20 protein-coding genes, 1 tRNA gene and 1 pseudogene are annotated in these 25,353 nt (G+C 43.0%); 9 read left to right on the forward strand and 13 right to left on the reverse strand.

What is annotated here, in order from left to right:
* The first annotated feature begins 102 nt into the window (after positions 1-102).
* From ABID99_RS28285 to ABID99_RS28295, 3 genes are all read left to right on the forward strand, one after another.
* Positions 103-1,215, forward strand: coding sequence for an acyltransferase family protein (locus ABID99_RS28285; RefSeq protein ID WP_373615835.1), 1,113 nt, complete (start codon positions 103-105; stop codon positions 1,213-1,215).
* 1 nt (position 1,216) lies between these two features.
* A complete protein-coding gene (locus tag ABID99_RS28290; protein ID WP_090534716.1) occupies positions 1,217-1,762 on the forward strand; it encodes a DUF2059 domain-containing protein in 546 nt (181 codons plus the stop codon).
* Positions 1,763-1,832: 70 nt separating this feature from the next.
* A complete protein-coding gene (locus ABID99_RS28295; protein ID WP_090534718.1) occupies positions 1,833-4,694 on the forward strand; it encodes a pitrilysin family protein in 2,862 nt (953 codons plus the stop codon).
* Between the two features lie 161 nt (positions 4,695-4,855).
* Here ABID99_RS28295 and ABID99_RS28300 read toward each other — a convergent pair whose 3' ends face one another.
* Positions 4,856-5,527, reverse strand: a complete 672-nt coding sequence (locus ABID99_RS28300; RefSeq protein WP_176628807.1) for a hypothetical protein — start codon at positions 5,525-5,527, stop codon at positions 4,856-4,858.
* Between the two features lie 84 nt (positions 5,528-5,611).
* Between ABID99_RS28300 and ABID99_RS28305 the strand changes: the two genes are divergently transcribed.
* The gene (locus ABID99_RS28305) at positions 5,612-8,590 is read left to right on the forward strand and encodes a ligase-associated DNA damage response DEXH box helicase (protein WP_373615836.1); all 2,979 of its coding nucleotides are present in this window, start codon (positions 5,612-5,614) and stop codon (positions 8,588-8,590) included.
* A gap of 67 nt (positions 8,591-8,657) precedes the next feature.
* Here the strand turns inward: ABID99_RS28305 and abc-f are convergent, their stop codons facing one another.
* Positions 8,658-10,283, reverse strand: coding sequence for a ribosomal protection-like ABC-F family protein (gene abc-f / locus ABID99_RS28310; protein WP_373615837.1), 1,626 nt, complete (start codon positions 10,281-10,283; stop codon positions 8,658-8,660).
* A 207-nt stretch (positions 10,284-10,490) separates the two neighbouring features.
* Positions 10,491-11,105 carry a DUF1349 domain-containing protein gene (locus ABID99_RS28315; protein ID WP_373615838.1) on the reverse strand — a complete coding sequence of 205 codons (615 nt, stop codon included), beginning with the start codon at positions 11,103-11,105 and terminating at the stop codon, positions 10,491-10,493.
* 168 nt (positions 11,106-11,273) lie between these two features.
* Here ABID99_RS28315 and ABID99_RS28320 point away from each other — a divergent pair, with 168 nt between their 5' ends.
* From ABID99_RS28320 to ABID99_RS28330, 3 genes are all read left to right on the forward strand, one after another.
* A complete protein-coding gene (locus ABID99_RS28320; protein ID WP_090534727.1) occupies positions 11,274-11,531 on the forward strand; it encodes a hypothetical protein in 258 nt (85 codons plus the stop codon).
* A 108-nt stretch (positions 11,532-11,639) separates the two neighbouring features.
* Positions 11,640-11,960, forward strand: a complete 321-nt coding sequence (locus tag ABID99_RS28325) for a hypothetical protein (protein ID WP_373615839.1) — start codon at positions 11,640-11,642, stop codon at positions 11,958-11,960.
* Between the two features lie 84 nt (positions 11,961-12,044).
* A complete protein-coding gene (locus tag ABID99_RS28330; RefSeq protein ID WP_373615840.1) occupies positions 12,045-12,821 on the forward strand; it encodes an SDR family oxidoreductase in 777 nt (258 codons plus the stop codon).
* Between the two features lie 56 nt (positions 12,822-12,877).
* On the opposite strand, the gene ABID99_RS28335 is transcribed toward ABID99_RS28330, so the two are convergent.
* The 4 genes from ABID99_RS28335 to ABID99_RS28350 form a co-directional block, all read right to left on the reverse strand.
* On the reverse strand, positions 12,878-13,918 hold the full coding sequence (locus tag ABID99_RS28335; RefSeq protein WP_373615841.1) for a methyltransferase: 1,041 nt from the start codon (positions 13,916-13,918) through the stop codon (positions 12,878-12,880).
* A gap of 180 nt (positions 13,919-14,098) precedes the next feature.
* On the reverse strand, positions 14,099-15,325 hold the full coding sequence (locus tag ABID99_RS28340) for an RNA polymerase sigma factor (protein ID WP_373615842.1): 1,227 nt from the start codon (positions 15,323-15,325) through the stop codon (positions 14,099-14,101).
* Positions 15,326-15,345: 20 nt separating this feature from the next.
* Positions 15,346-15,684 (reverse strand): YciI family protein, encoded by a 339-nt coding sequence (locus ABID99_RS28345; RefSeq protein WP_373615843.1) that lies wholly within the window; start codon positions 15,682-15,684, stop codon positions 15,346-15,348.
* 8 nt (positions 15,685-15,692) lie between these two features.
* Positions 15,693-16,286, reverse strand: coding sequence for an FMN-dependent NADH-azoreductase (locus ABID99_RS28350; RefSeq protein WP_176628814.1), 594 nt, complete (start codon positions 16,284-16,286; stop codon positions 15,693-15,695).
* Positions 16,287-16,503: 217 nt separating this feature from the next.
* Here ABID99_RS28350 and ABID99_RS28355 point away from each other — a divergent pair, with 217 nt between their 5' ends.
* Positions 16,504-17,268, forward strand: coding sequence for a DUF4382 domain-containing protein (locus ABID99_RS28355; protein WP_373615844.1), 765 nt, complete (start codon positions 16,504-16,506; stop codon positions 17,266-17,268).
* A gap of 326 nt (positions 17,269-17,594) precedes the next feature.
* A pseudogene (locus ABID99_RS28360) lies at positions 17,595-19,230 on the forward strand (ABC-F family ATP-binding cassette domain-containing protein).
* Between the two features lie 270 nt (positions 19,231-19,500).
* Here the strand turns inward: ABID99_RS28360 and ABID99_RS28365 are convergent.
* The 6 genes from ABID99_RS28365 to metG all read right to left on the reverse strand — a co-directional run bounded on the left by ABID99_RS28365 (position 19,501) and on the right by metG (position 25,336).
* Entirely contained in the window at positions 19,501-20,529 is a 1,029-nt protein-coding gene (locus ABID99_RS28365) for a hypothetical protein (RefSeq protein ID WP_373615845.1), read from the reverse strand.
* Positions 20,530-20,554: 25 nt separating this feature from the next.
* Positions 20,555-21,850: a hypothetical protein gene (locus tag ABID99_RS28370; RefSeq protein WP_373615846.1), complete on the reverse strand. Its 1,296-nt coding sequence runs from the start codon at positions 21,848-21,850 to the stop codon at positions 20,555-20,557.
* Between the two features lies 1 nt (position 21,851).
* Positions 21,852-22,256, reverse strand: a complete 405-nt coding sequence (locus tag ABID99_RS28375; RefSeq protein WP_373615847.1) for a hypothetical protein — start codon at positions 22,254-22,256, stop codon at positions 21,852-21,854.
* Positions 22,257-22,470: 214 nt separating this feature from the next.
* Positions 22,471-22,743, reverse strand: a complete 273-nt coding sequence (locus tag ABID99_RS28380; RefSeq protein WP_373615848.1) for a hypothetical protein — start codon at positions 22,741-22,743, stop codon at positions 22,471-22,473.
* Between the two features lie 312 nt (positions 22,744-23,055).
* Positions 23,056-23,127: transfer RNA gene (locus ABID99_RS28385), tRNA-Arg, on the reverse strand.
* 139 nt (positions 23,128-23,266) lie between these two features.
* Positions 23,267-25,336 carry a methionine--tRNA ligase gene (metG, locus tag ABID99_RS28390; protein ID WP_373615849.1) on the reverse strand — a complete coding sequence of 690 codons (2,070 nt, stop codon included), beginning with the start codon at positions 25,334-25,336 and terminating at the stop codon, positions 23,267-23,269.
* Between the last annotated feature and the right edge of the window lie 17 nt (positions 25,337-25,353).

The following is a 25,353-nucleotide window of genomic DNA, read 5'->3' on the forward strand; positions in this document are numbered from 1 at the left end:
CATCGATTAGCCTTGTTTTTGACAGGGTGTATAAACCCCTCCCTGCCAATGCACATTCCAAACGCACCCCTCCCTTGGGAGGGAATTTCTTTAATGTAGCCTATGACCTCAACCATAACCGAAAAACCAAAACGCCTTCTTTCCCTTGATGTATTCCGGGGCATTACCATCGCCATGATGATCCTCGTCAATGACCCTGGCGACTGGGGGCATATCTATGCACCGCTCGAACATTCTAAATGGAATGGCTGTACACCTACCGACCTGGTTTTTCCTTTCTTTTTGTTTATGGTTGGCGTATCGGTTATATATGCCATGGAAAGTAAAAAGGCTACGGTATCGCACAGTAAACTAATCCTGAAGGCGCTGCGCCGTACCGTGATCCTGCTGCTGATCCCCTGGATAACTCAACTGACCTTGCACCCCGATACAGGGCTGGCTCATTTACGTTTGCCGGGTGTGTTGCCGCGCATAGCCCTGGTGTATTTCATCAGCACAGTACTTTATCTCAAAACATCACAAAAAACGCGCGACTGGATTTTTGCCGGAGCGCTTATAGGTTATTTTATCATCATGACCTTTATCCCTGTACCGGGTGTAGGCTATGCCAATCTTGAGCCTGAAACCAATATGGGGGCATGGATAGACAGGCTGGTATTTACGCCCGATCACCTCTGGCGCGAATCGCATACCTGGGACCCGGAAGGTTTGCTGGGGACTATTCCCGCCGTTGCCACAGCCCTGTTTGGTATTAGGGTGGGCAGCTGGCTAAAACGTAGAGACCGCGATGACAATATCAAAACTAATTGGATGTTTGTTTACGGAATAATCGCGGTTATAGCAGGCTTGTTCTGGGATTTGTTTTTTCCTATTAACAAAGCCTTGTGGACAAGCTCCTTTGTGCTTTATACCGGCGGCCTGGCAACCATTGGGCTGGCTTTATGCTACTGGCTTATTGACATACAGGGGTACAAACGCTTTACTTATCCCTTTGTGGTATTTGGCACTAATGCTATAACAGCTTATGTGCTGTCGGGCTTTATTCCGCATTATATGGGGATGATTAAAATAAACGGCTCGTCTATTTATCAAACTTTTTTTGCGCCTTATTTTTCACCTGTAAATGCTTCATTGGTAAGTGCTATATTTACAGTGCTCATTTTATGGGTAGTGATGTGGGTGTTCTACATCAAAAAGATCTTTATCAAAATTTAATATGAACCTAAAACTTAAACTTATCGCATTAACAGGAATCATCCTGTTTTCTTTTTCAAGCTTAAAAGCGCAAACAACCACTCAAACTATTACCCAATCACATTTAAAGGCCGCTGAGCAATTGTTAATTTCTATTGGTATAGATAAACAGTTCGGCGGAATGATGGATAATATCATTAACTCCACAAGTAGTCAAATGCCTGCAGAGCAGCGTGCCAAATTCATTGATGTGATGAAAACCTTTATGAACAAATACTTTACCTGGGATTTGCTCAAAGATAAAATGGCGGCTATTTATGCTGAAGAATTTACTGAAGATGAGCTTAATCAGATTTCTGTGTTTTATAGCTCACCGATAGGGCAAAAAGTAAGCTCAAAATTGCCTGCGTTAATGCAAAGGGGGATGATGGTTGGCCAGAATGCGGTTGCAGAACATAAAGACGAACTGACGCAAATGATGCAGGATGCTTTTGGTTCTTCTAACCAGGCTCCGGCTAATCAGCCTCCCGCTAAAAAGCCAGCCTCAAAATCAGCTACAAAACATTAATTTTCATAACAATACTTTGTAACTAAGATTTTCGTTTTGCATCTTAGTACCCTGACTATTAAACTTTATAATGAACCTGAACAAATACGTTCCGCTGGCCCTATTGGCTTTAACACTTTCGGGCGGAAGTGCTTTTGCACAAGTAAAAAAGAAACCTGTTCCGTCGCCTAAAAATAAACCCGGCACCCAGGCCATTGCTGCCAAGAGCGATATATTACCGGTTGACAAGGATGTGATCATTGGTAAATTACCCAATGGCTTAACTTATTATATCCGTGCCAATGTTGAACCTAAAAGCAGGGCCGAACTTTACCTGGTTAATAAAGCCGGTTCGGTTTTGGAAAATGACGATCAGCAGGGCCTGGCCCACTTTACCGAGCACATGGCTTTTAACGGTACACGCGATTTTCCAAAAAATCAGATGGTTGACTACCTGCAAAAAGCAGGCGTAAAATTTGGCGCCGATTTAAACGCTTACACTTCGTTTAACGAAACCGTATATCAATTACCTCTGCCAACCGATACCGTCAGTGTGTTTGAAAAAGGCTTTAATATACTGGCTAATTGGGCCGGGTATGTAAGTTTTGATCCTGCCGAAATTGATAAAGAACGCGGCGTTGTTTTGGAAGAAGAGCGCCTTCGCGGCAAAAATGCCCAGGAACGCCTGCAACAACAAACATTGCCCGTACTGCTTAACAACTCAAGGTATGCGCTCCGCTTGCCGATAGGAAAGGAAGATATCCTGAAAAACTTTAAGCCCGAAACTATCAAAGCTTTTTACCAGGATTGGTATCGCCCCGATTTGCAGGCTGTTGTTGCCGTGGGTGATTTTGACCCAAAACGTGTTGAGGCGCTCATTAAACAAAACTTTTCACAGCTTAAAAACCCGGCCGCCGAAAAGCCGAGGACAAAATATTCCGTACCTGCAACACCGGGTACCGCGGTAAAAATTGTTACGGATCCCGAGTATCCATACACTGTTGCACAGATCATTGTAAAACATCCTGGCACGGTTACTAAAACTACCGGCGATTACATGCAGCAGGTAAGGATACAGTTGTTTAACCAGATGCTTAATTCGCGCATAAACGAGTTGCTGCAAAAACCTAATCCGCCGTTTTTATATGGCCGTACCAGCTATGGTAATTTTATTGGCGACCAGGATGCTTACACTTCACTGGTTGTCGCCAAACCCGGCGAACTTGAAAAAGCGGTTAAAGCCGTGGTGGCCGAATCTGAACGCGCCCGCAAATTTGGTTTTACCCTTACCGAGCTGGAACGCGCCAAGCAGGATGCGCTGGTTGGTATTGGGAATGCTTACCGGGAGAGGGATAAAACCCCTTCGGCAAATTTTGTACGTGAATACCAGGCCAACTTTTTAACCGGCGAGGCTATCCCCGGCATCAGCTATGAGTATAATTTTTATATAGGCAATATCTATAAAGTAAGCCTGGCCGATATGAATGCCATGGCCGGTAAATTTATCAGCGATCAAAACCGTGTGGTGGTAGTACAAGCCCCGGATAAAGAAAAAGCTAATTTGCCCGACGAAAAAACCTTGCTGAACTGGATTGCCACAGGCGGCCAAAATGTAACTGCCTATATTGATAACGTATCAAGTGACCCGCTGCTGGCCAAAGTTCCTGAAGGTACTAAAGTTGCTAAAGAAGAAACAGATGAGGCCCTTGGTACAACCACGCTTACTTTAGGCAATGGTTTAAAAGTGATCTTAAAACCTACTGAATACCGTAACGATCAGATCCTGATAAACGGTTATGCTTTTGGCGGTACATCACTGGCAAGTGATGATGAATTTACGTCGGCAAACCTGGCCTCATCTATTATCAGCGGAAGCGGTATAGCGCAGTTTAACCAGGGCATGCTTGATAAAAAGCTGGCTGGCAAAAACCTGAGTATTTCGCCGTATATCAGTGAGTTTGCACAGGGTATTTCGGGAAATACCTCACCAGCCGATTTTGAAACAGCCCTTCAGTTGATTTACCTGTACTTTACCCAGCCGCGTAAAGACAAAGACATCTGGGATGCCAACATCGATCAAACCAGGTCGATATTGAGTACCCGCGGGCTTGATCCCGGAAGTGTTTACCAGGATACGGTATCGGCTGTATTAAGTAACTATAATTTCCGTGGTATGGTAACTACCTTACCAAGGTTAAATGCGGCAACACTTGATAAAGCTTACGATTTTTACAAAAAACGCTTTGCCGACGCCAGTGGTTTTACCTTTACACTGGTGGGTAATTTTAACATAGAAACAATTAAGCCATACCTTGAGCATTACCTTGGCGGTTTGCCCTCAACCAACAGCAAGGAAACTTACAAAAACATGAATATTGAGCCGCCTGCGGGTTTGATCACCAAAACGGTGAATAAAGGGGTAGGTGATAAAAGCACTGTACAATTGGTTTTTAGCGGCGATTATGATTACAATGAAGCTAACAATATACAGGTAGATGCGCTGGAAGAAGTACTGAACATTAAACTGATTGAACGGTTACGTGAGCAGGAAAGCGGTGTATATGCTCCCGGGGTAAGGGCCGGCTACCATAAAATTCCGGGGGGGCGTTACACTTTTACCATATCTTTTGGTTGCGCACCCGAAAATGTGGATAAGCTGATCAACGCTACCATGGAGGAGATAGCCAAAATTAAACAGAACGGCGCCTTACCGGCAGATATCCAGAAATTTGTTGCCGAAGAAGCCCGTTCAACCCAGCAGCAGCTAAAGCAAAATGTTTTCTGGGCAGGATATCTTGCCTCTACATCGCAAAACGGCGAAAACCCGGACCAAATCCTGGGGCATGTAAGCAGCCTTGAACAAATAACCCCTCAAAGCACTAAAGATGCAGCTAATAAATATCTAAGCGGTAAAAATTTGATTAAATTGATATTGATGCCCGAAAAGAAATAAGGATAGTAGATATCATAATAAAGAAGGTCTTTCCGTTTCGGGAAGGCCTTCTTTATTTGTAAAGACCCATCACATGCGTCTTCGGCAGGACAAGCGGCTTTGCTTAATTATCGTGATTTGTATGCCCAGGACGCAATTATGTGTTTCTATGTCGAAAACAATCAATGCATATTCAAATAAGCCACTGCAGTATCATTGGCTTTATGTACTACCACGCCAACGCAACGGCCGCTGCTATCTATTTCAAAAGAAATCCCTTTACCCGGATCGGTGTAAATCTGCACCTTGCCGCCATTGTTGGTATAGGTAGAGGTTGGCTTTAATGAATAATATTTTTGAATATCCTGTTTGGTTGAACCTACACCTACGCCCTCACCGGTTCTAAACCGCGGCGATGTTACGAGGATCTTTTGTATATGACTTATTGATTCATCCTTACTGCCCATGTTGCGGTGCGAAAAAATCGCGGTACGGTAACGGGTAATATCATGTTTGGCAAACCAGACCATCAATGAACTGCCCATGGCCGCGTCGGAGCTATCAGGCTTGCCCAATCGCTTTATCACATTTTGCACATCATCATTTAAAATAATATGCCCGATGCTTTTGCCGGGAGTTATCAGCCAGTCGGACTGAACGGTGTTGGCCGTATTAGCATCCGATGCCATGATATGGTGGGTAGTTGTATCGTTTTTATCGAAAGGATATTGGCCTGTGGTATCCCTGGGTACGTGATTGGTATCGGCCAAAGTTGTTTCTTTTTTTGAATTGTTGCCGCAGGCCAAAAGGCAGATGGCTATCGAAATGATTATTAAGCTATTTCTGATCGTCATATTACCATAACCAATTTAATAGTTATTTTGTTGGCTCGATTATTCGTGCAATAACCAAACAACAAAAATTTTGTTAAGAGAATAATGACAAGCAAAGGCCAACAGGTTATACAGCAATGGTACATGGAAAAAAACTGGGAGCAGTTCCCTTTCCAGGCCGAAATGATGGAGGCGTACCTTGGCGGCTATTCAGGCTTGTTGAATGCTCCCACGGGCAGCGGTAAAACTTTTGCCCTGTTCCTGCCTTTTCTGGCAGGGTTTATCAACACACATCCCGATACCTATAAAACCAAACAAAATAATGGCTTGCTGATGCTTTGGATAACCCCATTGCGGGCGCTTACCAACGATATCCGTAAAGCCATGCAGGAAGCCTGCGATGAGATCGGCTTACCATGGCGCATAGCTACCCGCACAGGGGATACCCCTGCTGCCGAAAAGCAAGCCCTCAAAAAAAAGCTGCCCGAAGTACTGCTTACCACGCCGGAAAGCTTGCACCTCATGCTTGCCCAAAAGGAATATCCTAAGTTATTCAGTCAGCTGCAGGTAGTTGTGATCGATGAATGGCATGAGTTGTTAGGTACAAAAAGGGGAGTGCAGGTGGAGCTGGGTTTGTCCAGATTAAAGCACCTCACCCCAACCCTCTCCAAAGGAGAAGGAGCCGAAAAGTTAGATACTAAAGTAAAAGAAAAATATCCCGGCTATCATACAACCGATGCTTTGAGCTGGCAGGCAAATATTGATAATGCAAAGTTTATGCGTCATCAACCTACCGAAGCTGAAAATATTTTGTGGCAATTATTGAGAGGTAAAAGGACGGGATATAAATTCAGGCGGCAACATCTTGTGTTGAATTATATACCAGATTTTATCTGCCTTGAGAAGAAATTGATTGTTGAGGTTGATGGAGGATATCATACCAGCATAGAACAACGACATTTAGACGAAGAAAGGACAGCATATTTAAATTCACAGGGATATACCGTGCTGAGATATACTAATGATGAAGTGTTGCAAAATCCTGAAAAGGTAATTGATTCCATTAAGCAATATTTAGAAAAAAGTTCCCTCCCCCTCGGGGAGGGTTGGGGTGGGGTGAAAATCTGGGGCATCTCCGCAACTATTGGCAATCTTGAACAGGCTGCCGAAGTTTTATTAGGAAATGATTTTCCGCCGGAACAGGTTAAAATGGTACGCGCTAACCTGGAGAAAAAGCTGGATATCCGGTCTATTATTCCACAGAATATTGAGAATTACTCCTGGGCGGGGCATATCGGTTTAAAGCTGCTGCCCGAGGTGATGGAGATAGTTGCCAAAAGTAAAACCACACTGATATTTACTAATACGCGCTCTCAATCGGAGATCTGGTACCATGCCATTTTGGATAATTACCCCGAGTATGCGGGCATCATGGCTATGCACCATGGCTCATTGGATAACGAGCTGCGCAACTGGGTAGAAGCCGCTCTGCATGCCGAAGCCCTAAAACTGGTGGTGTGCACCTCAAGTTTGGACCTGGGGGTTGATTTTCGCCCTGTAGATACCGTTGTACAGGTTGGCAGTCCCAAAGGTGTTGCCCGTTTTATGCAGCGTGCGGGGCGAAGCGGGCACCATCCGGGAGCGACATCTCTGGCCTATTTTGTACCCACGCACTCGCTCGAGTTATTGGAGGGCGCGGCGCTGAAGGAAGCTATTAAGGATAAGATTTTTGAAAGCCGCGATCCGATGCTGCTCACCATGGATGTGCTGATTCAGTACATGGTGACACTGGCCGTGTCTGATGGTTTTTACGCCGACGAACTTTTTAAGGAGGTTAAAACCACTTATGCCTTTGCTGATCTGAGCAGGAACGAATTTGGACAATTACTTGATTTTATTACCAGCGGCGGTAAAACACTTGCCCAGTATGATGAATTTTTAAAAGTTGAGGTTGAAAACGGATTGTATAAAGTAAATAGCCGCAGAGTAGCCATGCGCCACCGGCTGAGTATCGGTACCATTACCAGTGAATTAAACATCCGCGTAAAATGGCTCAGCGGCGGTAGTCTGGGTACTATTGAAGAGTCCTTTGTATCGAAGTTAAAACCCGGTAATACCTTTTGGTTTGCAGGCCGGAGTTTGGAGTTTGTACGGGTGAAAGAAATGACAGCCTACGTTAAAAAATCCAACTCAACCAAAGGCATCATCCCGAGTTGGAACGGGGGACGCATGCCGTTATCATCACAACTGGCGGCTGTATTCAGGCTGAAGCTGGATGAGGTGGCGCATGGCATCGAAAAAGATGTAGAAGTTAAAGCTTTAAAACCGCTTTTTGATTTGCAGCAGCAATTATCGCACTTACCGCAAAGTCACGAGTTTTTGATCGAGTCATTTAAATCGAGAGAAGGGCACCACTTGTTGTTTTATCCTTTTGAAGGGCGATTGGTGCACGAAGGCATGGCATCGCTGCTGGCTTATCGCATCAGTAAAATAAGGCCTGCAAGTTTTTCTATCGCTATGAATGATTACGGCTTTGAATTGCTTACCGACGACGATATCCCTATTGAAGAAGCACTGGAGGATACCGGCTTTTTTTCGATAGATAACCTGATAGATGATATCCAGCACAGTTTAAACGCCAATGAAATGGCCCGCCGCCGTTTCAGGGATATAGCACATATCGGTGGCTTGGTTTTCACGGGTTATCCCGGTCAGCAGGTTAAGAACAAGCATTTGCAGGCATCAACTTCATTATTGTTTGAAGTCTTCAGCGAGTATGAGCCGGATAACTTACTGGTACGCCAGGCCTATAACGAGGCTTTGGCCTTTCAATTAGAAGAGTTCAGGCTAAGGGCTGCTTTGCAACGGATCCAAACACAAAATATCATTTTGAAAGTGATTGAGCGACCAACACCTTTTGCCTTTCCGATCATGGTTGACAGCCTCGGCCGGGAAAGACTAACTACCGAGACCATGGAAGAGCGCATAGCCAAAATGGCCCGCAGCTACGGAGCAGAAGGTGTTCCTGAACCTGCAGAGCGGAAAAGCAGAAAGCCGGGGATCACAAGGAAGAAGGGGTTTTAAATAAATGAAAAACAAAAGAGGCCAGCTGTATGCGAAGCAAACGGTGGCCCCCTTTTTTTCTATCTTTTTACCTTATCAAAATCTCCTGTTCTACGTTTATCTCCTTTAAAAAATATTCATCGTGCGATACAACGATGAGCGTTCCCTGGTAATCGTTAATAGCTGCTGTTAAAATTTCGATGTTTTGAATATCGAGGTTATTGGTGGGCTCATCCAGGATGATCATATCTGGTGCCTGGTTGCTGATGGTTAACGAACAGAGCATCAGCCGCATTTTTTCGCCGCCGCTCAGGGCGCTGCATGGTTTATCCCAATACTCCTTAGTAAACAAAAACCTGTTGAGGCGAATTTTGATGTCATGTTCCTGCAATACGCCCGAATTATATTCTTCCGCCTGTTCATAAACACTGAGCTTGTTATTGATGAGTGAATAATCCTGGTCGATATAAATGGCTTTAACCGCCGCGCGTTCTATTGTGCCGGATTGTGGTTTTAGTGAGCCCAGCAGCATCTTTATCAGCGTTGTTTTGCCTGAGCCGTTTGCCCCTTTGATCGCCAGCCTTTCGCCGCTGGTGATTTGAAAACTTAACGGCGAGGTCCAAAGCTCTTGATCTCTGTATCCAAAGTTGAGGTCCTTAGCGGTAATCAGTACCTTCCCTTTATGAAGTGCCGAATTGTCAAAACCCATCTTCATTTTATCAATATCCGGCAACCGTGTACGCAGCTGGCTTAGTTCCTGTGCGATAGCATCAGTTTTTTCGGCATGGACACCCTTCATCTTCGAGGTGCTTTTTTCGGCGCTGTTTTTAAGCGTTTTCATCATGATAGTGGGCACACCGGCTTTTTCCTGTTTCTTTTTACCGCGGGCATCCAGCTTTTGCTGCCGTTCAACTGATTCCCTTTCTGTTTCCTTAGCCTTGCGGAGCGCTTTCTCCCTGCTTCTTACATCCTGGTTCAGGGCATCGCTCTCCATCATTTTTTGTTCGGCATAAAAATCGTAATCTCCGCCGTAAACGGTTATGCCCCGCTTGCTAAGTTCGCAAACCGTAGTAAGTAAGTTGAGTAAGGTACGGTCGTGACTAACCACCACCAGCGTATTATTGGTTGATTGGATATAATTATACAATAGTTCCCTGCTTGAATTATCCAAATGGTTGCTCGGCTCATCCAACAAAACTATTTCGGGGCGATGAATGGCGATGCCTGCTAAAAATACTTTTGTTTTTTGCCCGCCGCTAAGCGTGTCCATTTTTTGCGACAAATCAATATCCTTAAGCTGCCAATGTATAAACGCTTCCTGGCAGCGTTCCTCAATAGCCCAGTCGTCATTGAGCAGGGTCATATTTTCGTCGGTAACATTGCCTTCAAGAATCTGCTTTAAGGCGTTTAGTTTATCGTCTATTTGCAGGGCTTCGGCAACGCTAAATGCATTGTACTGTCCAAAAATCTGGGGCACATAATATGGTTTCGAACCGGTTTTTACCACGCCGCTTGCGGGCTGTAAGTTTCCGGCCAATATTTTAAGCAGGGTTGATTTCCCCGTGCCGTTGTTGCCTATGAGGGCTATTTTATCGTTTTTATTAACTACGAGATCTATACCGGCAAATAAAAGATCACGGTTAGGGTGTATATAAGTGATATCGTGCAGAATAAGCATAATTTCTTTCTTGAAAAAGGTGAATAAGTACAGCATGCGTTGTGGTAACGGCGCTGTTTATTTGTCCTGAAAGAAATTATTTATCACATAGAGGGAATGGTAGTTTACCGGGGCAAAAATAACAAAAATGATTGAAATGTAATGAAAGCGATATCCATTCCTCTTTCCACCATAATACTTTTAAAATAAAAAAGCCTTCAAACTCCAGTTCAAAGGCTTAGCTCTATCCATCTTCCGGCAAAATTACTTGCTGATCTTCTGAACTTTGAAATCTTCAAACTTTACATCAAAGCTTTGTTTGCCCGGTGCTGCCGCCACCATTCCTATCATCGCTTTTACATTGGGCGGAAAATAAGCCAGGCGGAGCATATCATATTTTTCACCATCGAACGAATATTTGATCTCTACGAAATCGCCTTTGCGCAGCAGTTTCAGCCAAACCGATTTGGGACTGTCATGCCTCGGCACTACCGACCAGTCCGAAACTTCGCGGGTAACTACAGCACTTACGTTTTGCACGCCGTCAACATATTCAATTCCGGTTTTTATCCAGTTTTTGTTATCTATCCTTACCATTAACCCGGCCTGGTGAAACAGCTCTTTGTAGGCCCCGGTAATTTTTACGCTGGCTTCAAAATCGCCTTGCTGTTCGGTAAAATAAAATGGACCGTTATCCCTTATAAATCCATAATGTGTTACCCGCCAGTAGTCGGTTGCGGGGTCAACGGTCATGCGCAGCGTACTACCTTCTATTAATGATTTTTGAGGTTTACTGTACCATTGCATACTGTTTAAATTTTGTGCGAAACCAAATTTGCTGAGCAGGGCAAATAAGGTTAAAAAGGTTAGTTTTTTCATAGAGGTAAATTTATGATATATGATAATAAAGAATGAAGATAGTTTTAGGCTATAAATTTTTGTTTGGCCGGCCTTATCACACCACGCCTTGTAAGGCCAGAGAAGGGGTATTATTTATTAATTGTTAAAATATACTTAACTTAGTATTAAACAACATAAGCAAAATGTATGTCGAAGAACAAACTGCCGCTCTATGCTATAGTTGAATTATTGATGCGCCTTGCCGGTATCGATCCTCAAATCGGAAATTATAAAAATCATTCAGAACGCGGAGACAACGTTCTTGTAAAAACCACCAACGGTACTATTCAACTTTCAAGGGCCCTTGTTTTATCCCAGTTCCATAAGCCCGAAGACATTGAGAAACGTGATTTGGAATCCCTGGCTTCAAGGTTTAGAAGGAAACTGAGCAGGGCAAACAGGTGAAAGGGGTAGCTATTATCAGTTAGAATTTAATCAACCGGTTATCGCATTGTTTTATTTCTCATTTAGCGGACTTTCAATTCTTATAAAGAAACACGCTAAATTTATGGCATGAAACTAAGCAATTCATTTAGCGGCGCATTAAGAACGTTTACCTATTTCATGGCAAGCGGTAGTCAGTACACACTTGAAGGAATTGATTATCTTACGTTATATGGTAATGAGCCAAACGCCATTGAACAGGTATTTGCAATTTATGCCAATGTGATTGAACTGGATGATACTGGAAAGGTGCTGAACGCCAAATATGCAGAAAAAAGAGCAACGGATTATCTTCGGGCATATTGTGATCACTCTTTTGTTGTAGAACCTCCGTTTGAAGATTGGGAACTTGCGCTTCATGAGCCTCCACCATTAAAAGATCAAATCTAAATAGTGATGTTTGGATCATTTTTTCGGAATAACAGTCCTCATAACTAAAAATTCAGGAGATTTGCCTCTTAAAAGATTTGCCTTATGAACCTCGGATTAGATCAAAAGGTAGCTGTTGTATTGGCTGCGAGTAAAGGATTAGGAAAAGCCTCGGCAATGGCTTTATCAGCAGAAGGCGCGAAAGTCATCATCGGTTCGCGGAACGCGGCAGAGCTTAACGAGGCCGCAGACGACATTAGTTCAAAAACGGGCAATGAAGTGTCCTGCTTTCCGGTAGACGTCAGCGATAGCGGGCAATTGGCTTCGTTTATAAATCGGGCGGGCAGCATATACGGACGGATAGATATATTGGTTAATAACGCCGGAGGGCCACCTTTCGGAAAATTTGAGAGCTTTGACGACACGCAATGGCAGCAGGCCTATGAACAAAACATGCTCAGTTTCGTTCGCACATCCCGGTTGGTATTGCCGTTCATGAAAACGGCAGGCAGCGGCCGTATTATCAATATCGTTAGTGGCTCGGTCAAGTCTGTATTGACCAACTCGGTGCTGTCTACCGCGATGCGTATGGGCGTAGTTGGTACGGCCAAAATGCTTGCCGACGAATTAGGCGTTTATGGAATTACTGTCAATAATATCGCACCGGGCCTTATTCTGACAGATCGGATCAGGCACACACTGCCCGGGGACGTGGACCCCGAAGAGGCAATTAAGGAAAAAGCTAAAAGCATTCCGCTCGGACGCATTGGTAAGCCGGAAGAGTTTGCAGCCCTGGTAGCATTCCTTTCATCGGCACAGGCGGCATACATCAGCGGGACAACCATACAGGTAGACGGAGGCGCCAGCCGTGCTATTTTTTAATAAAATTTGAACTTCTTGCCTGTATTTCTTTCTCTCAGTAATATCGAACCATTCATCTACTTGTATGCAACTGCCGCGCTTGATGGCCCGGTTAATGGAATGATTGAAGTTGATTTAAACCCAGCAATATTTGCCCACCTGTTGAAGTCGGCAAATGTGTAATCAAACCCGGTGCCCGTTTCAATAAGCATATTCAAACTCATCATCATTCCAAAAACATTTTCCTTTCGCTCGCTATCTATTATGTTTTCGATAGCTACAAATGCTCCGTTGGCGGGGAGCGCGTCATAAGCTTTTTTCATTAATGATATTTTATTTTCCTCGTCCCAATCATGCAGGATATTTCCCATTACAACAATATCTGCATTGGGTATCGGCATAGTGAAGAAGTCGCCGCTTGCTGTGTTTACCTGGTCGGATAGCCCGAATTGCTGTATAGTTGCGTTTGCAACAGGCTCAACCGGCAGCAGGTCAAAACTGGTGCAACGCATATGGGCATTATGCCTGGCAACCATCAATGAAAGTAGCCCGGCCGAACCGCCTACATCAATCAGTGTTTTATATGGGGTAAAATCAAATTTTTGAGCAAAGGCCATAAAATTCCCCATTTGAATGCCACTCATTGCATTAATAAACCCTTTCAATTTTTCAGGATCTGAATATATTAAGCCAAAAAAATCCTCGCTTTTTTTTATTTCGTTTTGCGGAAGCCCGGTAAGCAGCCCTTCGCCCAGGCTACCCCAAAATGTATATAAACGATTGTTCATCATTTCAAGGATGCCGCCAATGTATGATGGCTTGTTTTTATCTAAAAATGTGTCCGTGTCGAGAGAATTTGAATAAATAGCCGTATCCAAAATACCTTCACGCTTTAAAAAACCAAAAATGGTTAACGCATCTAAAAAATCGTAAACATTCCTGTTGGTACATTTAAGCCCTAAAATGTTTTTGATATCGTTGGCTTTCATGGTTTTCTTTTCGGCAAGCCGGGTGAACAATTGAAAACTTACGGCAGTTAAAAGGATTTTTGAGGCCCAAAATCCTGTGCCAATTTTCATAATGTTTTCGGGTGATGGCTGGTTAGGTTGCTGTTCCATTTTTGTTATTATTAAATATCGGTTTAAAACTGGTAATGCCTTTCGGCGAATTCTACCCGGGCGGGAGAAATTAATTATCTAAAATACAGGTATTTAATTTAAAAAGAAAAGGGGGATTGATAATTGTGAAGAATGTATTTGTTCGTTAACCGTTTAAAGGGCTTCTTTCTTATGGCAGCTTCAGCGTCTTAATTGTTCTATTTTTTTATTCAAAGCTTGTTTTACTGTTTTAGCCCTGGTTATTTGAGCCGCCAGGCTGTATTGTTCAACCGCTTTATCAACATCTACAGTTTCATACAAGTAGCCTAATAGCTTGTGATAGTGATCGCTATCAATCAGTTTTAGTTTCTCTGTCTCCCGTATAGCTTTTTCATGTCCGTAAACCCTGGCAATGGCAAATGCCCTGTTCAATGCGGTTACAGGTGAGTATTCTATTAAAATAAGCTGATTATAAAGTTGCAAAATATGCTGCCACTTATCGCGATCTGCAGGTTTGGTATGCCAATAGGCGATACTCGCTTCGAGGTGATATTTTGAGGCTTGATTACCCTGACAGGATTGTACAAAATAGTAATTACCTTTTTCAATGAGATCTTTATTCCATAGATTTTGATCCTGTTCGTCATAAAGAATAATTTCGCCACTATTGTTGGTACGTGCTTCAAGCCGCGAGCTTTGGTAACACATCAGGGCCAGGAGCGCTTTGGTTTGTGTTGTATCGGTTAACGGGTTTGCTGTCAGGATAAGTGTCAGTCTTATGGCTTCCGCACAGAGTTCATTCCTGATCAGTTGATCATTTGTTTTTGAAAAATAACCTTCATTAAATAACAGGTATAATGTTTTAAGTACGTTATTTAAGCGAAACTTAATATTGGATTCGGTTAATACCCCGATCTGGAAATGGCTGTTGCGAAGGCTGGTTTTGGCCCGGTGCAAGCGTTTTTTTATAGTCTCTGTCCTGGTCAAAAAAGCATTGGCGATTTCTTCTATGGTAAAACCGCAAAGGATCCGTAGCGCCAGGCAGATCTGGCTCCCGGCAGAATTACCCGGGTCACAAACTGCAAAGATCATAGCCAACTGGCTGTCTCCAATAGGCTCACTCCCGAATTCAACATCTGGTTCCGGTTCTGCCGTGTTCTGTTTAATGTTGGCTGCAATTTTCGTATCAAAAAGCGTAGCACGTTTAAAATGATCTTTCGTCTTGTTTTGAGCAACAGTATAAAGCCAGGCCACGGGGTTTTCAGGGACACCGGCGATGGTCCAGCTTTCAGATGCTTTAAGGAACGTTTCACCGATGATATCTTCTGCAATTTCAATATGCTTCAATCCAAAATAGCGGCACAACACAGCAATCATCTTAAGGTATTCCTGCCTGTAAAGCTCAGTCAATAAAGTATTATTGTTCAATCGCGTGGCCTCCAATATCGCTAACGTTTTAAAACTTCCCTGATTTCAACGTTTCCTCCAAGCTTGAAGATTGGACTATCTTTAACCAATTCAATCGCTTCATCAATTGTTTCTGCCCTTATAATAACATAGCCTACTATAAACTCCTTAATTTCGGTATATGGCCCATCGGTCACTACGCCACCAGTCCGTATAGTTGCCGCGCTTCCCGAAAACGGTAATAGAGAATTGCCATGGTCTACCAACTTATTTTGAGCGGCAATACCGGCCAGCCAGTTCAGGCGTTCCTGTATCTGTTCGGGTGTCGGCTTAAAATCCTCAACGTCTTTCATCCTGAAAATCAGCATAAACTCTTTCATATCTGTAACTAAAGGTTTTGTATAATGCCTTCGTAATCTACTCTGAAATTTGGCTCGGCAGTACCCTCAACTCTGTAGGTGCAAACGTCGGTAATTCCGGCATAGGCACTAAATACTGCTTTTATATATGATTCGATAAACTCATACTCCCTGGGCCAATATGCCAGTCTTCCGCCGGATGCTATAGCCAAATATACCTTTTTGCTGGTTAGGCAGCCTGTTTTTGTGCCATCCGCATTAAACTTATAGCTGACACCAACACGTACCAACTGGTCGAGCCAGGCTTTTAAAAGAGAAGATATTCCCAGGTTATGCATAGGCGTACTTATGACAATGATTTCAGCCTCGTTCATCTCGTTGAAAATAGCATTGGCATAGCTAAGGAATCTTTCCCCTCTCTCGTCAATCATCTCCGGAAATTTATAGAACTCCCAGATCAATGCCTCATCCAAAAACGGCGGAGGTGCTTTGGCCAAATCCCTTTCTACTACCTTGTCGATTTCACCTTTATCGATGAGCTTATTAATGATTGCTGTGCTGAGACACCGGCTGTACGACAACGCGCCGCGCGCGCTTGAAATAATATGTAATGCACTTTTCATAGTTTATTGTTTGTGCTAATGACGATCGGCTTTGGTAAAGGGGGACATGGCATGATAATTTCTTGCGAAAAGAACGAGTTGTGCTTCCGGCAAAAGGTAATAAAGCATTGCTGCAAGCTGCTATGCGCCTATTCGTCGACACAATCACATCATTCATCGTCACATTGGCACAAAAAATAGGCGGATTTGTTCCCTCAATAAACAAACTTTTTAAATCATGAAAAAGCTATTTTTATTTACTGCAGCCCTAAGCCTTATGCTCTTTTCCTGTAAAAAGGATAGTACCAATAACGGGAGTACCGCCCACGTGACCGTGAAAATGACCGATGCCCCTGGCGCTTTTGACGCCGTGATCCTGAATATCAAAAGTGTGATCATAGTAACCGACAAAGGTGAACAAACGCTCAATGTGAATGGAGGCGCGGTTGATATCCTGCGTTTCCGTTCTGGCCGTGATACTGTGCTGGCCGATCAGGATATCCCCGCAGGGACTATTCAGCAGGTGCGCCTGGTGTTGAACGACAGCGGTAACCGTGTAATTGTAGCTGGAGTGTCATATGACCTGACCACGCCAAGTGGCCAGACCTCCGGCGTGAAGCTGAACGTTCATGATAAGCTTACCGCCGGTATTGCCTATACTATGCGTTTGGACTTTGACGCCGCGCAATCCGTAGTACTTACCGGTAACGGCAAGTACATCCTCAAACCAGTGATCCGCGCAATTGCTACTGCCGCTTCGGGTGCACTGACCGGTGTAGTTAGCCCGGCCGCATCCTCACCAAAGGTATATGCTATTACAGGTGCCGACACCATTGGCTCAACTACAGATGCCACCGGTAAATATTATTTCCCTGGCCTGGCAGCGGGCAGTTACCAGGTGAAATTTGTTCCGGTTAGCCCCTATGCCATCAAAACAGTAGCCAATGTTTCGGTAGCAAACGGCACCGTCACTGATATGGGAACGGTGAATATTACCCAGTGACCCTGGTTTACTATTAAAAGGAAACAGCGGAGATTCAGCGGATGGTTAGATGATCTCCGCACCGTTAACCTATATCTTGTAAAAAGCCTTTGATCTTCAGATTAAAGGCTTTTTAGTTGAAATTTGGCCTCAGTGAGGATATTTCTAAGCTCATAGCTTGCAGTGTTTCCTAAATTAGGCTATTTGCTATTTATTTTTTTGATATAGGTGGATTGCAAATCTTCAACATCGGTATAGGCAAACGCGGTTCGATAGCCTCTTCATAGTTCCTGCCATAATTCTATGTCTTTCACTTATCTTTGCGCAAAATTCAATATTACCATACAGTGATCAATGTCAACAACATCTCCGTTTCATTTGGCGGAACCACCTTATTTAGTGACGTAACCTTCTCCATCAACGAGAATGATAAGATAGCCCTGATGGGCAAGAATGGCGCAGGCAAGTCGACCATCCTCAAGATCATCGCCGGCGCAGCCAAAACCTACTACAGGCAACGTAACCGGACCAAAGGACGCGGTAATAGCGTATTTGCCGCAGCACTTGCTTACCCAGGATAACGTTACCGTTTTTGAGGAAACGATGAAAACTTTTGACGAGGCTAATCAGATGCAGAAAGAGCTGGACGAAGTGAATGAGCAACTTAATATTCGTACCGATTACGACAGTGACGACTACATGAAGCTGATTGAGCGGGTATCGGAGCTGAGCGAGAAAGTTTATTCGCAGGAGGAGGTGAATTATGATGCAGAGGTTGAAAAGGTATTGAAGGGCTTGGGTTTTGAGCGCAAGGATTTCACCCGCCAAACTTCCGAGTTTTCGGGCGGATGGCGCATGCGGATCGAGCTGGCCAAAATTCTATTAAAGAAACCGGACCTGATCTTGCTGGATGAGCCTACCAACCACATGGATATTGAGAGTATACAATGGCTGGAAGATTTCCTGGTAAACTCGGCAAAGGCGGTGATGGTTATCTCCCACGACCGTACGTTTGTGGATAACATCACCAACCGTACCATTGAGGTTACCATGGGCAGGATCTATGATTATAAAGCTAAATACACCCATTATCTCCAGTTGCGTGCCGACCGCCGGGTACACCAATTAAAAGCCTACGAAGAACAACAGCGTTTTATTGCCGATAACCAGGAATTTATCGACCGGTTCAGAGGCACGTACTCCAAAACTTTGCAGGTACAATCCCGCGTAAAAATGCTCGAAAAGCTTGAGGTCATTGAGATAGATGAAGTGGATACTTCGGCATTGCGATTGAAGTTCCCTCCATCGCCGCGTTCCGGTCAATATCCGGTAATGGTTGAAGACCTGACGAAAACCTATGGTGACCATGTGGTGTTCCAGAAGGCAGCCATGGTGATTGAGCGGGGCGAAAAAGTAGCATTTGTTGGTAAAAACGGTGAAGGCAAATCAACCATGATTAAAGCTATCATGGGCGAGATTGATTTTGAAGGAAGTTTAAAAGTAGGTCACAACGCCAAGATCGGGTACTTTGCCCAAAACCAGGCGGCTTTGTTAGATGAGAATTTAACGGTATTTGAAACCATCGATCAGATCCCGTTAAGTGATGGCACCGTAAAGATCAAAGATCTTTTAGGTGCATTTATGTTCAGCGGCGATGATACCACCAAAAAGGTCAAAGTACTTTCGGGCGGAGAAAAAACACGTTTGGCTATGATCAAGCTACTGCTGGAGCCTGTAAACGTGCTGATCCTGGATGAGCCAACCAACCACCTGGATATGAAGACCAAGGATATCATTAAAGATGCCCTAAAGGATTTTGACGGAACGCTTATCCTTGTATCTCACGACAGGGATTTCCTTGACGGACTGGTACAAAAAGTATTTGAGTTTGGCAATAAACGCGTTCGTGAACATTTTGAGGATATTAAAGGATTTTTGGCTTATAAAAAGATGGATAGTTTGAAGCAGATTGAGCAGGGGTAAGGTATAAACTGAGCCTGCAATAGTTTGACTTGTCGGTTCTGTTGTTCTGTGGTCCCCACGAGAATATAGAATGGGGATTTTTACAGTACTTCATCGTTATTCATCGTCAAATTTTTGCAGGAAGGCCGGTTTCCCCGTCAATGGGATTTGCCTACGTTTTGCTTTGGGTTCTATGGTTCGAGACCATAAGGAAATTAGGTTGAAGATATGATCAATGCATCCCGCGTTTTTATGCTTAATTTGAATTGCACCTATAAATTCCTTTAATTATCAGGTTAATTTTTGAAAGTGATTATACCAATAACATAATAGTTGGCATGAACCCTCGATTAGTTGATTCCAAGTTGTATTATCTATTTCAATCGTTTTTTGTTTGGTTTTTAAATGGACAATTTGACATCGCAAATCATAGTACCAACCTGAGTGGTCTGCGGTTTTGCCTGAAACTTTTTTGATGATTCCGATTAACGCAGTCAACTCTGTCGGTGGAGTCTTTTCAAATATTTTTGATACTGATTGCCGTTCAATAGGTTTCCACCCCAATGCATCATCAACTGCATTTAGAAGGTCTATTTTGGAAACCCCAGCAGGCAAAGCTGCATGCATATCATCAATATAAATAAGTTGAAACAACATCTCAACGCATCTGTAGAGGTCGAGAAATGCAAACTTGAAATTTGATGAGAATAACGCTTGTAATATGTTGTCGTATATAAGCACTTCTGAATTCACGTAAGAAAGTGCAGACAACTGTTTCAATGCTGCTTTGCTGAAAGACAATCGGCTATACTGCGCGTTCGACGAAACAAATATCGCAGCAATTTGAGCGATGTTGTTGCTATCACCTGGGAAATCAGCTGTTAGCTCGAATGCATTTATCGTTGGGAACAGTCTCACCAAATCCGTGTAATCGTGACCTTTGTAAGGTTTGTTCTCAAGGCTTTGAGAAAGAATGTAGTTGTCTATATAATTTGCTGTAATATCTTTTACAACTGACAATTCAAATTCAGAAACTACCAATGTAAAAAGCCCCGCATTCATGCCGATGTTTACAAATCCTTTGGGCTCTATTTCAGGTTCAGACAAACCAGTTGTGACGAAATATCGCTTTTGATCAAAGTCAAACAAAGAGAGTTTGATATCGAATGACAAATCAACTGATTTATATAACTTTGTAGTAGTTAACCATGCAAATTCGGTCATATCTCCATAAACCCATCGGTCATAATTCCATTCTTTTGGATATGGCAAGGGGTTGGGTTGCGCATGTAATTTGATTGTATCAAATACAAGCTCCATAGTACTTTTGGCGTTGCGACTCATGTTACAACTTGGTACTCCAGCAAGGAGTCATAATTGTTAGACTGCCACTTCTTAACAAAGTGAAAAAGGTTTTAAAGGAGTCCAAGAAAAACGCTCTTTCAAATTCCCCTACCTTACCTGACTTTTTGTTTGTCCTTTCATCTAAAGTCGGTAAATCAATAAACTCATCTATAATGGAAACATCAGCATCACTTAATTTTTTCACGAGTCCATCAGTAAGCTGCCGTATATCATCAAATCTTTTCTTCTGCTCCTCAATCGTAAATTCAATACCCGGAACGCCAAAGATTTCTTGCGAGGCCGCAACAACAAAGCCTGCCCTTGCAGGCTGCGATGAGAATATTGATAGGCCTGTTTTATGCTTTGCTAATACGATTTCACCTTTAGTTGTAGGAACTCTCGAAAACTGCTGATCCAATCCTACAAGCAGTCGAGATATGCCATAAAACATATTCATAAACTCTGCATTTCCACTTGTAGCAATTATATCTAACCGCGCAAACTCTTCTGCGAGTTCCTCTTGAACATCGATGTTAATGCGTTTGGCGCCAAATAACATAAATAGTTCAATGAACTGGCTGGCTTGATACTGCCCCGCTTGTTTACGGCTATCCTTATCGTCTGATGTGTTAAGCTCCAGACCATTTACGTTACCTTCAAGTTCCGTTTTTAACTGCGTGAATACAACTTCTAATTGTCTTTTGATGTTCCACGGTATTTGCCCGGAATTGAGAACAAGCATTCTGTATATAAGACTATTTGTGGCCTTGGCAACCCAAATTTCTAAACGTATAGATTTCTTTACATCTAAGTAACCTTCACCGTCATTAGCGACAGCTAAAGCAGGTTCAAAAAAGCTTGCCGGGACAGCTTCATATAAGGCCGTTGTGCGTTGCATTCCGTCAATAATACTTACCTGCTTCGCTACATCTATTCTTTGGAAGATACTCAAGCTTTTTGATGGAATGTCACTTGTAAGATCTGTGAAATGTTCATTATCTAATCTCAATCCCAAAACAATTGGAGGAATAACCGTACCACGTTTCAAATCATCAATTAATCTTTTGCGAATGCGTTGAGCTGATTTTGTTTTTAACGGCGCTCTTTGTCCTTTGATGCCTCCTTGGTCTTTATAAACGGTTTGAATGAATTTTAAATAATCACCGATACTAATTTTTAACATAATTGAGTAGCAATCTACTCTGGTGTCTAATTCATGGTCAAGATATGTAAGCATATGATTTATTATCAGGAAGTTATTTAAATATAATATTTCAATACCAAAAATGTCGCCCAAGTCACAGAGCGGTAGTATTTCCGTCAACAAAGTTTGATTCACCCCCATCTGATTCACTACTTTTGTCGATGGGAAACTGTTCTTTATGCAACTTACCAGCCCTATCTATAGCGTGATCGATACTTGATATCACCCCCGCAACGCTTGGCGGAGCAGAAGTCTTATTTGGATTAACGTACGCCACAAAAAATGGTATAGTTATCGTGGCTACTGTACCGTCTTCATTAAAAGTAATTGTTGTTGATGACGGCTTCCGGCTACCAACAAGTACCTCAGATTTTAGATTAAGATTTACTTTAGCAAGGTTTTGAAGCTTGGTAATTTTATTGACAGCCTCAACAATGTATGTTGAATACGGATTACTCTTAAGGAAGCCCTCGCTAATATTTAGGTTAATGTTATTCAAGTTTATTAATTGTTATGTAAGGTTATATTTATGTCAAAAATAGCTCTTTTGTTTTAGTTAATTTACAACTGTGTGAAAAGGCAACTCGGAAGGGCTCAAAATGATCATTCGCATACAATAAATTTATCTTCAGCCTCCAATGCTTGAATTAAGATTGATTTTTTGAACAGATTCAACCTTTGTTGTCATCGTCAGTAATAACGAATTTGAATGCTTATTGAACCCAAGCCGTTAGGAACTTCCCGGTCTTGTCTTTATATTCCATTATTAATTTGTCATACAATGCTTGATCTTCTTTCCATCCCTGTTTTTCAAAGGCTAAACTATTGTCTTGAAAGTCAATTTCTCTAAGCTGAATTAGCATATTAGCATGAACCATAGAAACAACGTTATTTGTGATGTGCTCATTTCTTGTTTGATTTATATCATTCATCCGATGAAAAACTCGTTTTCTCATATCCAGCAACAGAAGGGTATATAATGCCATAATATATAAGTTTGATTTAAACAAAGATAGCGATAGCGATTGCGTTACTTAGGGTAGTTCTATTCCGGATAGGAATCGAACTACCTTAAGTAGCAAATCCTAAAATAGGACAAGTTTTTGTGTTTTTATATCTGATGGGGGAACAATAGGGGGATTTATATCAGTAGCATGAAGAACTTCCCGCTCATATAATCCTTTGCCTACTTGTATCCAAAGATAGCTCTTCAAAACGGCCCAATGGGCTCATTTAGATTTGGATTAATTCCCCCAACGTAAAAAAAGCCAGTAATTATAATCAACTACTGGCTTTCGTGGTCCCGACGAGAATCGAACTCATATCTAGAGTTTAGGAAACTCCTATTCTATCCGTTGAACTACGGGACCGTTTAAAAATCAGCCTCAAAAAAAGACTGATCTTTTATTTAGTTTGCAAAGGTGCAATTTTTCAATGAAAAATCACACCCTAAAATTCAAAATTTAAAACGGCTTCATTTGCACATCTGCAAACCTCAAATCTGCACATTTAACGAATTACTGCGCCATTGTGGAAATCTTCAGTAGGGGCAACAAAGCTCAGCTTGCCTTCGCTGTTTTCGGCCATCAGGATCATGCCTTGCGATACAATACCTTTGATCTCCCTCGGCTCCAGGTTTACCAGTATGCTTACTTTTTGGCCTATGATGTTTTCCGGCTCATAATATTCGGCAATGCCGGATACTACGGTGCGCTCGTCAATTCCTGTGTCAATGGTTAGTTTCAGCAGCTTTTTGGTTTTGGCAACCTTTTCGGCAGTTAAAATGGTACCCGTGCGGATATCCATGGTGGCAAAGGTTTCGTAGTTAACGTTTTCTTTTGCCGGCAATACATCGGCCGATTTTGGTGGAGCTACTACCTTTTTATCTGCAAGTTTTTTAAGCTGGGCTTCTATTACATCATCCTCTACCTTTTCAAACAACAGCGCAGCCGGGTTCAACTGGTGGCCGTTGTTAAAATACATTTCCTGGTCATAAGCAATCGGCTCATTTGGCAAGTTAAGCATGGTAATGATCTTCTTAGCTGTAGCCGGTAAAAACGCCTGCGCAGCAGTAGCCAGATGACCAATCAGTAGCAAACAGTTGTGCAGCGCTTCTTTGGCAGCGGCAGGGTCTGTTTTAATGGTTTTCCACGGCTCTTTTTCGGTCAGGTAGCGGTTACCTAAGCGGGCCATATCCATTACCGCCTGCAAAGCCTGGCGGTAGCGGTAAGCTTCAAGGTTCTTCTCTATCTCGTCGTAATATTCGCCGATGCCGTTGCTCAGGCTTTCGTCGGTAAATTCAATCCTGTCGGTATCCGCCTCAATTTTACCATCGTAAAACTTATGCATCAGTATCATTACCCGGTTCACAAAGTTACCTAATATGGCTACCAGCTCGTTATTTACCCGGGCCTGGTAATCTTTCCAGGTAAACTCGCTGTCGCTGGTTTCGGGTAGGATGGAGGTTAGTACATAGCGTAATTCATCCTGTTTGCCCGGAAACTCTTCCAGGTACTCATGCAGCCAAACCGCGTGGTTACGTGAAGTGGAAAGTTTATCACCCTCTAAATTCAAAAACTCGTTGGCCGGTACGTTTTGCGGCAAAATATATTCGCCGTGCGCATGCAGTATCGATGGAAAAATAATACAATGGAATACGATATTATCCTTACCGATAAAATGCAATAAGCAAGCATCATCCTGCTCGTCGGCTTGTTTTTTCCAGTATAGTTTCCAGTCTTTTTTATTATCAATAGCCCATTGTTTGGTGGCCGAAATATAACCGATAGGCGCATCCATCCACACGTAAAGCTTTTTGCCTTTGGCTTCGGCTAATGGAACGTCAATACCCCAGTCAAGGTCGCGGGTCATGGAGCGTGGTTGCAGGCCCGATTTTAGCCATGATTTGCACTGGCCAAAAACATTCACTTTCCAGCTGCCTTCTTTGGCATCTATCCATTGCTCCAGCCATGGCTGGTATTTATCTAAAGGCAGGTACCAGTGCTTGGTTGATTTAAGCACGGGCGTTTTGCCACTCAGGGTCGAGGTCGGGTTGATGAGGTCGGTAGGGCTAAGGGAGGTGCCGCAGCGCTCGCACTGGTCGCCGTAGGCATTTTCGTTACCGCAATTAGGGCAGGTTCCGATGATATAACGGTCGGCCAGAAACTGCTGATAATCTTCGTCAAAATACTGATCGGAGAATTTTTCAATAAACTCGTCCTTTTCATATAGGTTCAGGAAAAACTCCTGGCTTAGCTCATGATGAATAGGCGACGAGGTACGGTGATAAATATCAAATGCGATACCGAACTCTTCAAAACTATCTTTTATCTGTTTGTGGTATTTATCGATAATGGCTTGCGGGGTAGTATCTTCTTTTTTGGCTTTGATGGTAATAGCAGCACCGTGCTCATCCGAGCCGCATATGTACACCACGTCCTTCTTTTTCAACCTTAAATACCGCACAAAAATATCTGCCGGCAGGTAAGCACCGGCAAGGTGACCGATATGTAAGGGGCCGTTGGCATAAGGCAGGGCCGATGTAATGGTGAATCGTTTATATTTGTTGAGTTGTGACATTAAATATCGCCTTGGTA

It is taken from the genome of Mucilaginibacter sp. OAE612, from assembly GCF_041806395.1.
GTDB lineage: Bacteria > Bacteroidota > Bacteroidia > Sphingobacteriales > Sphingobacteriaceae > Mucilaginibacter > Mucilaginibacter rubeus.